1 protein-coding gene and 1 pseudogene are annotated in these 2,746 nt (G+C 49.6%); one reads left to right on the top strand and one right to left on the bottom strand.

Annotated elements, in window-relative coordinates:
• Positions 1-463: 463 nt before the first annotated feature.
• Positions 464-1,723: a hypothetical protein gene (locus ACKI3C_RS02595; RefSeq protein WP_407401747.1), complete on the top strand. Its 1,260-nt coding sequence runs from the start codon at positions 464-466 to the stop codon at positions 1,721-1,723.
• Between the two features lie 494 nt (positions 1,724-2,217).
• Here the strand turns inward: ACKI3C_RS02595 and ACKI3C_RS02590 are convergent.
• Positions 2,218-2,746, bottom strand: a pseudogene (locus ACKI3C_RS02590) (hypothetical protein); the annotation flags it as partial.

The following is a 2,746-nucleotide window of genomic DNA, read 5'->3' as shown; positions in this document are numbered from 1 at the left end:
ACTTTTTTATTGTCCTATTGCGCCTTCTTTCCAAAAAACGTGCAAATTTATGAATAACATTTTAATTAACATGAATAATTTAACATTTTTAATACTCGGGTTAACAAAAATTACCGAAACCAGTAGCTTGACCCCTCGGGGGAACCCTGACCTCTCGGGGAACTCGGGGAACTCGGGGAACTCGGGGATATTATTTTGACTGAAAGAAATTAAAATAATTAGAATAATTTCATTTTCTTTTGTTTTCCTGTCAAAAAATAAATCAAGCAGATGGCGCTGCGCTTGAAATATACTGAAAATAAGCTGAAAATATACAATCTGCGCAATCTGCGTTATCCGCGAGAGAAAAATTTCCCCGAGTTCCCCGAGTTCCCCGAGAGGTTTGAGTTCCCCGAGAGGGAGAGAGTTTGCACGGGTGTGGAATTTTTTGTAATTTAGCGGTGTGAATTTTCAAGACACGTGTATGAAAAAAAATATAGTCACCTGTGGCGATTGGTGGATATATGCCATTGCGGCATTGGCGTCGGTGTGGTTCATCGTGTTTGGACCCATTTGCCAGTCGGCCGACTCGGCGTCGTATGTGTCGGCGTGGACCGAGAGCGTGTCTCATGGTCACATTGATATATACAGGACCCCTGCCTATCCGCTGTACCTGGGCATGGCGTTGGGGGTGAGCGAATCCAGCGGCCTCCTGCTGGCAGTGGCGGGGCAACACATCGTGTTCCTGGTGTCGCTCTATTACTTGAAGAAAATGCTGCTGGCGTTTACCCGCAGCCGTGGCATCGCATGTGCCGCCGTGCTGATGTATGTGCTGGCAGTGATAAAGTGGAACAATTACATTCTCACCGAGTCGCTGTCAATCTCGGGAATGGTTTTCCTGTTTTACTGGCTGCTGACTTACTGGCGCGAGGGCGGCAGGCTAGCCGTGGCCATGAGTGCGGTGTGGCTGGTGGTGCTGCTGATGCTGCGCCCGTCGTTTGTGTACTTGCTGCCGGTGTGTGCTCTTGCCTGGGGGCTGTTCTGCCGCCGGCATGGCCGACACGCGCTGCTGGGCATTGCGGCGGTGGCTGTGGCGGGAGTGATCGAAGCGGGATATTGCAAGTGCTATGAGGCACGTTACGGCATGTTCACCCCCACGGGCGTCACCTCAATCAACAATTTCCAGATAGCAGTGCTGGAAGGAGCGGTCAGCCCTGATTATACCCACGAGCCCCAGGTGAAGGAATACCTGGACAGCCTGCCCAACTTTTACCGAAAGACCATGCAAGACTACAAGGCCTATTATCTCGAGCATCCGTCGCCTGCGGCATTGACTCACCAGGAGGAGGCAAGGATAGTGTCGCGGTCGAGAAGCGACCAGCCCGGCAAGTGGGTGCTGGCGTGCTGGCATCACCTGTTTGACTCGCGGTCGATGATGTTTCCCGAGCCACCGCAGGCGCTGGCCGTGGTGTTTTCGATGCTTCCCCTGACGATGAGCGCTGCCTATGTGCTGCTGCTGGTCTATATGGCGCTGTGCTGCTACTGGATGCTCTGGAAGAGAAGGCTACCGGTGATGAGCATAGTGATGTGGGCTGCTGTGGCGGGCAATGTGGCGACGATACTGATAGGAGCCCAAGCCGAGTGGCCGCGGCTGCTGTCGCCAGCGATACCGTTGCTCACAGTCATGTGCGTGCAGCTGCTGGGCTTCATCAACCCCAAAGCCATCGCCAGCTACAACGAATGACCCTCACCTCTCGGGGAACCCGGGGAACTCGGGGAAGTTTTCTCTCGCAGATTGCGCAGATTTATGCCTCTCGGGGAACCCGGGGAACTCGGGGAAGTTTTTCGTTTAGAGGCTCTTTGACTGAAAGAAATTATAAGAAATTAAAAGAAATTTTTGTTGCAAGTTTTTTTTAAGACTGAAAGAACAGAAATTAAAAATTTTGAATAATTTCGGATAATTTCTTTCAGTTTTCACTCTCGGGGAACCCGGGGAACTCGGGGATTTTTTCTCTCGCAGATTGCGCAGATTACGCAGATTTCTACATCCAGAAATTAAAGTAATTGGAATAATTACATTTTCTTTTGGCCTTCTGTCAAAAAATAAATCACGCAGATGGCGCTACGCTTGAAATTCTCTAAAATCAACCTGAAATTTTATCGCTCTGTCATCGTAGCGAAGCGCATCGTCATCGTAGCAAAGTGGTGGCAACTCTTTTGCCCTTGCAAGCATTTTGGTTATAATTCTTTGATTTCTTCAATAGGCAGACCTGTCATGGATGAAAGAGTCTCGATTGAGAAACCTGCACTTTTCAATGCTTTGGCAGTAAGCAGTAGAGCATTCTTCTGTTCGGCAATCTGGTTGCTCTGCTCGGCGATCTGGTTGCTCTGCTCGGCGATCATTGAATCCTGCTCTTTGATTTTCTCATCGCGCATCATGATGGCTGTGTCACGATTCTCTATCGCCTGGAAATATTCCTCCTCCACGTTCATGTCTTGACGCACCTTGGCGTCGGAGGCAGCTGAAAGAAGTCGTGTGAGGATGCGATTCATTTCCTCATCGCCTGCATAAGTTGTCTCGTCAAGATTCAACACCTTACGATTCTTTTTGTCTTTGCGGGTCTGGTCAAACACACTCAAAACTTGCTCCAACCTATTGTTGACATGACCGCGCAGCAATGGTATCTGGACGATAATGCTATCATGCACAAGGCTTTCAACAAATGGGTCGGGGATGCCCTTTGTAACCTCCTGGCCATTGTAGTCA

It is taken from the genome of Sodaliphilus sp. (genome assembly GCF_045598405.1).
Lineage (GTDB): Bacteria > Bacteroidota > Bacteroidia > Bacteroidales > Muribaculaceae > Sodaliphilus > Sodaliphilus limicaballi.
This window is presented reverse-complemented; position numbering and strand designations above follow the sequence as displayed.

Coding starts and splice junctions, on each gene's coding strand:
- ACKI3C_RS02595 (WP_407401747.1), top strand. CDS start 464: ATGAAAAAAAATATAGTCACCTGTGGCGATTGGTGGATATATGCCATT.